A 6,994-nucleotide genomic window follows, 5' to 3' on the forward strand; every position below is an offset into this window, starting at 1 on the left:
TTCGTCACCATCTGTATACCCTTATTCTAAAGGCTTTTCCAGCTTTTTTAGATGGTTATTACTACTTTTTTTCGCTCAATTGGGGTTATATTATTTTCTTCCAGGGGATATGAATTGAATCGGTTGCAGCGTGTCCGGATATTTGGGATAAAGTCTATCCGTTGCTAAACAGTATAAAATGGACGGTCTATCCCAAATATCCGGACACTGCGAAAAGGTGGAATAGATGACCCACATATCCCCTTACAGAAAAAAATATAACCGTTTAGATTCATATCTGATTTTTTATTTTACCTGCCGTTAGGACATTACTTTCCGCAAAACCGGGGTGCAAAACTTGAGTAAAAATTTCTGCCCCCAAGAACATGGCATTGATTTACCCCTCTAAGGGGTGGTTGGATACGCCAGGTTTAATGTGACTAAAGGAATGACCTCACCACGTATAATGAGGAGCTGATTACCATTCCTGTGATAAAGGAAACGTATGCCATCCTGACAAAACGGTATTTTTGATGCGCCAGATACTGACCCATAAAATAGATTTCCTTGATTTGCGTTTTGTAGGCTTCTTCATGATCATTCATGATTTTTTCCATGGCACGTTCATAATCATCATAATCGATTTTGGTAAAGGAGCCAAAAAATAGCAGACTAAAGGATGTATTTTCCGGATCTATCGTTTCATTCAGACGCTTTTTCCCCAGCTTTTTAGGCATGGCCGCATAGGCAGCCAGTAAAACAGTCAAAACGCAAAATCCAATCATGGTCAAAGCAGCCGGCTGTAATCGCGGATCGTTCAGGAAGCGAATAGATAATGGAATTAAAAGGGCCGCTACGGTTAACATCATATTGGCTTTCATGTCGGCCATGGAACTCAACTGGACATGATGGACACGCGTTTGGCGGATCATATGGTCCAGATGCACAGCCGGTTGTCGTATTTCCATCGAAATCACCCCTCTTCAATTAATCATTCAAAAGTTACTGAATTATCTTCTGGAGAATAATGAAGAGGAATATAAACGAAAAGCAATGGCATATCAATAGAATAATGTGAATTTGCTTTAACCCAACCTGGCAATCCAAAGCAAAAAAGAATCAATTTTCAAAATTATTATAACAACCGGGAATTAAATCCAATTAACGTCTCTTTTTTCCCTTTTTATCACTCTTTTGTACTTATATTTAGGATAGCCGAGAATAAGAGAAATAACAGCCTCATTTTCTTCGGGGATTTGAAATAGTTCTTTTAGTTCTTGGACCTTGTTTATTGCCGGTGGTATAAGTCCGATTATTGTTGTACCCAGTCCTAATGAATGCGCAACCAGCATTGCATAGGTCACACAAATCAATGCATTATTCGTATGATCTTCAGCGCCTTTGTTTGCATGAAAAATCATTATTACCGGAGCATTTCTGGTGATATTGTCCTTACCAGGCTTCGTATCATAATGACCTGCTTTTGCAGCAGGAACGATATGATGTGTTATGGTGTTAAAGGTCTCCTGGTCTATTCGTCGTTTGATCATATACCGTGAAATAGGATTTGCTATCCATTTAACCAAATCATGATAAAATTTAGACATTATCGGTAGTGATTTCTCTATGACTTCTTTATGTTGAACGATTGTAATATTCGGCACCTTTGATGTTACACCATATGGAGCAAATGAAGTTGCATCTGTTATTTGCTGTAAAACTTCTTTTGGAACCTCCTTATCTTTGAAATTTCTTATTGATCTTCGATTCGCCAACAAATTAATGAAACTTTCCGAATTAATATCACTTTGCTTAAGCTCATAAAAATTTTTATTATACGATAAGCCTTCGATTGTAATTGATTCTGTTTTGCAAATTGCCATACAATGGCCGCATTTTACGCAAAATTTTTCTCTTTCGGAATTTAAAAACACCTGACCTGATTTATCTTTCTCAAATATCCTATAAGGACAGACCGCTATACATAAAAGACACCTGCTACAGGTATCTAAATTGATTCTATTTTCCATTATTAATCTCCTCAGTTAATGCCTTTTGAATTATTTCCGCTGAAAATGAGTTCCCATGTGCAGGATAAATCGTTTTTGCGCCCATCTCCAACAACATCTTCCAACTTTCATTAACCTTTTTTAGGTCTTCCGCAAGTATGGGCAGCCCCGGGTTAAAACGCAAAGGAAATCCGTTCATGGCCATATCTCCCACAAAAGCATCTCCTGTCTCCAACAAAACACTGACTGAGCCCTGAGAATGACCTGGCGTATGAATTACCTTCCCCGAAATTCCGAATTCGATCAAAGAAAACTCTTCATCTCCTAAGGTGATATCGACATCAGTTGCAGGAAAATGTATTAAAGGCATAAACAACGCCAGTATCTTGGCAAAAGAACGTCCCCATCGCGTAACGCCCGGCGGCAAAGGCTTTAAAGACTTTTCAAGCCATTCCTTTTCCAGTTTATGCATGGCAATTTTTGCACCTGTGATTTCTTTGATATCCTTAGCTGATCCGATATGGTCCCAGTGTCCGTGCGTTAATATTATCAGTCTTATTTCCTCCGATGTTAATGAGGTTTTTTTAATACTTTTGATAAACTTTCCCCCTTTTCCTGGAGTGCCACCATCAATCATGATAGCTCCTTTATCTTTAATTACATAACAGTAGTCAGCGCCTAAACGTATCGGATAAATCTCTATGCCCATTTTATCACCTTTTTATAAACCTGAAATCTTAAAGCTTTTATGATTCCGTTTTCTGTTCAATCCCTTTGAGAATAGTCAGAGCCTCCTTACACCATCGAAGGTATGCCCTGTTTACATGCAACCCATATTTGACCGTAATAAGCCAATAGGGTAAAGCGGGGTTATCTTCATAGTCGGTTTTCAGCAGCTTCTCAGTGGCCCTTATTTCTTCCAGCTTCTGAGACTGAAGTTCCCTGAAGTGTTCTACCTGGCGGATGTTATCCGCCAGCGAAACATGCTGTCCAAAAAACAGTTTCAACAGAATTTCATGACGTCCTATCTGGCGATCGACAGGTTGAACCATCCAATCTTGTAACGCTTTCCGTCCTTTGTCGGTCAAGGCGTAAACATGACGGTCCGGCTTGCCAGTCTGCTTCTCGATCGATCTGGTCGCAAGCCCCTGCTTAGCCAATTTTTTTAAAATCGGGTATATTTGACCATAGCTTTCGTTCCAAAAATATGAGAGACTTTTCTCAAACCTTTTTTTGATGTCATAGCCCGATACGGGCCCCATACTCAACATCCCCATAATGGCAAACTTGCTTTTGTTTTCTTTCATCTTTACCTCATTTAGCTATATAGTTATTAACTATATAGCTAAATGAGGTAAAGATGTCAAGAAAAAACAATAGAAATCAAACTCGATTATTCACTGCGAAACTTTAATCAACAGAATAATGTGAATTTGCTTTACAGTAATTCTCAAAAATATGTTTCGTTTTAAATTATGAGGCTGTTTCAATGGAAAAGTAGAAATTCGAGGAGGATGAAACAATTTTATGCGTTGGATACATATATAGTAATTGCCATAAATATGTTACGTGAACATTTACAAGATGTTTAGTTTTAGCTTTTAGTATTTGCAAAGGTATTTACCCGTTCCACAGTCAGTGTATACGCGCCGAAGTCTTCCTCGACCTTTCCATAGAGTATAAAAGGGCGATCTTTTTCCAGCATGGCACAAAAACGACGGTAAGCATCTGGGAAAAAGGTGGCCTCCACCAATCCGGTTTCATCTTCGAAAGTCAAAAACTCCATGGGATCGCCATGTACGGTATGCACCACCTTCCCGGTAATCAGGAGACCGGCCATACGGATGTGTTTGCCTGCGAAATAAGGCAGGTCTTTCGCCTTAATAATCCTCCTGTGTTTAAGCGCCCCTGCATACAAAACCATCGGATGTCGGTCACACAAAAAACCGAGCACCGCAAATTCCTGCCGCAATCGCTCGTACTCTTCTTGCGGTGGAAATGACGGTTTAACCATGCGGCTATCGGTAAAACAACCAAACATATCCGGGGTCTGGTCCTGGCTTGTGCCTGACTTTTGCCAAAGGGCCAGTTCCCACAATAACCCGGCCCGATCTTCCTTTCGGTAGAGGGAGTCAAAAGCGCCGGCATGGATCAATAATCGTGCTTCCCGATCATCAGGCCGCACCCGCTTGCAAAAATCGGATATATTGTTATAGGGCCTTTCCTTTCGTTCTTCAATCATGCGTTTCTGTGTGCCGGCAGATAAATGCTTAATGGATACCAGACCCACGCGCATGGATTTTTTTTTACCCTTCCAGCGGATATCACTTTTGTTCACATCAGGCGGCAGCACCCTTATCCCCATACGTTGTGCTTCCGACACGTAAGCAAACGTGCTGTAAAAGCCTCCCTGATTGCTGATAACCGCAGCCATAAATTCTGCAGGATAATGGGTTTTTAAATAGGCGGCCTGGAAAGATACGCGAGCATAGCTGGCACTGTGGGGCTTGCAAAAGGAGTAGCCGTCAAAACTCATCATCATGTTCCACACCGCATCAATCTGCTGGGCGGTCACACCGCGCAAGCGTGCGCCTTCAAAAAACCGCTGTCTGTAGTCACGCAGCTTGCGAACTTTATCTTTTTTTGACATTATTTTTCGAAGACCGTCCGCATCCGCATGAGAAAAACCTGCCATCGCTACGGCTGCTTTTGAAACATCCTCCTGGTAAACCATAATCCCGAAAGTTTCATTGAGCACGTCCGTAAGCAAGGGGTGGATTGGCTTCCACTTTCCTCCATGCAGTCTGCGGATATACTCGCGGATGAATTCATTGGCAGCCGGGCGGATTATGCTGCTGTGGATAACCAGGTGGTTGAAATCGCCGACTTTTGTTTTTTTCTGCAGCAAACGCATGGCAGGGCTCTCGATATAAAAGCAGCCCATTGTATTTCCTTTACCTACATTATCCTGCGTGGCCGCGTCCTCTTCAGGTTCCCAGTGTTGCTCATCAAAGGGAATACCGCGTGGGGAAATATTGGCAATGGCATCACGGATCACACCCAGGCTGCGATTTCCTAACAGGTCAATCTTAACCAGTCCGGCATCCTCTGCCGCATCTTTTTCCCACTGGATAATCGGAACGCCCTTTGGGGCAATTTCAACAGGAACGTAATCCGCAACCGGATCAGGAGTAATCACCACGCCCCCGGGATGAACGGACAGGTATCGAGGGTTGCCGATAATATTTTGGGCAATCCGAATAATTTGCGGCCACGGCTGGGGAAAATCAAGCTGCCTGAACTCTGGCAATTGTTTTAAACGGGTCAGCAGGTCGTTGTCATCATCAGCCGCCCGCCAGAACCATGGCAGCCGTTTGGACACCTGGCCGATCTCATTGTCCGTAAGCCCATAAACTTTGGCCACTTCGCGTATAGCCATACGTGGCTGGAAAGTGACATGATTGCATACCATGGCTGCATGACCTTTATACTGTTTTAATACACTATCGAGTATGTTATCCCGCTCGTCCCATGCAAAATCAATGTCGATATCAGGGGGGTCTGAACGACCGGGATTAAGGAAGCGTTCAAAATACAGGTTATGTTTAATTGGACAAACATTGGTAATCCCCATACAATACGCCACAAGTGATGCCGCCCCGCTTCCCCGCCCGCATATGCGGGGGCTGCGCGACACGATATCCTGAACCACTAGAAAGTACGATGAAAATTTCATCCTTTTAATAATGCCGAGTTCATGTTCAAGGCGGTCAACCACGGTCTCGGGCAGATCATTTCCATATCGCTGTCTGGCCCCTTTATACGCGGCATTTCTCAAGATTTTCTCGGGAGCATGCCTTTTATTATCATTCCATGGCGGAAGGACAAGTCCATTGGAAGGACCGGTAAATATAAGCCGCTCGGCAATCTCTTCGGTATCTTTAACCACATTGGGCCAGATATCAAAACGCTTGGCATACACGGATGCCGAAGCAAACCATGCTGAAGGATGGGCTGTATTTTTAGGGGTCAACCTGGAAAGGGAAATATTTGAATCGATGGCCCTTAACATTCGGTGAATCCCAACATCATCCGGATTTAAAAAATAGCTTCCGGGTGTGGCAACCAACGGTATGCCGAGGGACCTCGCTGTTTTCCGCAATCGAAAGCCGGCACCATTCGGTTTTTGCGGTACTTCTGCTGCAACCGTCACCCCCCCTTCGTGCCAGCTTAAAAGAAGTTTCCGGCTTTGGGTAAGTACCACCAGCCCTTCAGAATGCTCAACCATGGCTGATTTCAGATCAAACAAATCCTCTGAATGACGGCGGGTAATGAGCCGACACAGGTTGCGATATCCTTCATCGTTTTCAACCAGGCAGACGGCACGTCGCTTTGATGCACAATCCGTCAGCTCCGCACCGACGATGGGGGTCATTCCCGTGCGCTCGCAAGCCTTTAAAAAAGGCCGCAACCCGTAAAGATTATCCGCATCCGTAAGGGCCAGCCGATCATAACCGCGCTGTTTTGCGACCCCACAAATCTCTTCAGGAGAGCTTGTGCCCCACATCAATGAATAGTATGAACGAATGGTTAAAGGAATCATACCCAAAGGCCTCAATATATTTTTGCGCCGGATGAACTGCAGAATGTTTACTTAAAAAAACGAACATCGAACATCCAACGTTCAACATCGAATGCTGAATGGAAATGTTTAAAACTTATCCCGCGTTTACCAGTAAATAAAACCTAGACTACTAAATGATATTGTAAAAAAGCAGAAGAATAACTTAAAGTTTTCATTGCGAATATCAAAACGGCTGAAAAACCACAAACAGGTAAGCCAGTTTTAAAATGCTCCGTATTGCATGTTTTCTTTTCATTCGACGTTGGACGTTTCCGGGTAGAACTGGGAGGTTACCCTCCCAGAGCCCCCACAGACCCGTACGAGCGCAATTAACGCATACGGTTCCTCAGGTTATGGCTTCGCTACACGTATGAATGCACTA

Annotated in this window: 5 protein-coding genes; all 5 read right to left on the reverse strand. The window is 43.4% G+C overall.

Annotated elements, in window-relative coordinates; all coding sequences use genetic code 11:
- Window positions 1-419 precede the first annotated feature (419 nt).
- Window positions 420-947 carry a DUF5706 domain-containing protein gene (locus SWH54_01970; protein MDY6790012.1) on the reverse strand — a complete coding sequence of 176 codons (528 nt, stop codon included), beginning with the start codon at window positions 945-947 and terminating at the stop codon, window positions 420-422.
- 183 nt (window positions 948-1,130) lie between these two features.
- Entirely contained in the window at window positions 1,131-2,009 is an 879-nt protein-coding gene (locus SWH54_01975) for a nitroreductase family protein (GenBank protein MDY6790013.1), read from the reverse strand.
- The gene (locus SWH54_01980) at window positions 1,999-2,697 is read right to left on the reverse strand and encodes an MBL fold metallo-hydrolase (GenBank protein ID MDY6790014.1); all 699 of its coding nucleotides are present in this window, start codon (window positions 2,695-2,697) and stop codon (window positions 1,999-2,001) included. The genes SWH54_01975 and SWH54_01980 overlap by 11 nt, the downstream gene beginning before the upstream one ends.
- A gap of 37 nt (window positions 2,698-2,734) precedes the next feature.
- The gene (locus SWH54_01985) at window positions 2,735-3,295 is read right to left on the reverse strand and encodes a PadR family transcriptional regulator (protein ID MDY6790015.1); all 561 of its coding nucleotides are present in this window, start codon (window positions 3,293-3,295) and stop codon (window positions 2,735-2,737) included.
- A 287-nt stretch (window positions 3,296-3,582) separates the two neighbouring features.
- On the reverse strand, window positions 3,583-6,591 hold the full coding sequence (locus SWH54_01990) for a DNA polymerase III subunit alpha (GenBank protein MDY6790016.1): 3,009 nt from the start codon (window positions 6,589-6,591) through the stop codon (window positions 3,583-3,585).
- Window positions 6,592-6,994: the final 403 nt, after the last annotated feature.

The sequence above is a fragment of the Thermodesulfobacteriota bacterium genome (assembly GCA_034189135.1).
Lineage (GTDB): Bacteria > Desulfobacterota > Desulfobacteria > Desulfobacterales > JAUWMJ01 > JAUWMJ01.

Coding starts and splice junctions, on each gene's coding strand:
- SWH54_01975 (MDY6790013.1), bottom strand. CDS start 2,009: ATGGAAAATAGAATCAATTTAGATACCTGTAGCAGGTGTCTTTTATGT.
- SWH54_01990 (MDY6790016.1), bottom strand. CDS start 6,591: ATGATTCCTTTAACCATTCGTTCATACTATTCATTGATGTGGGGCACA.
- SWH54_01985 (MDY6790015.1), bottom strand. CDS start 3,295: ATGAAAGAAAACAAAAGCAAGTTTGCCATTATGGGGATGTTGAGTATG.
- SWH54_01980 (MDY6790014.1), bottom strand. CDS start 2,697: ATGGGCATAGAGATTTATCCGATACGTTTAGGCGCTGACTACTGTTAT.
- SWH54_01970 (MDY6790012.1), bottom strand. CDS start 947: ATGGAAATACGACAACCGGCTGTGCATCTGGACCATATGATCCGCCAA.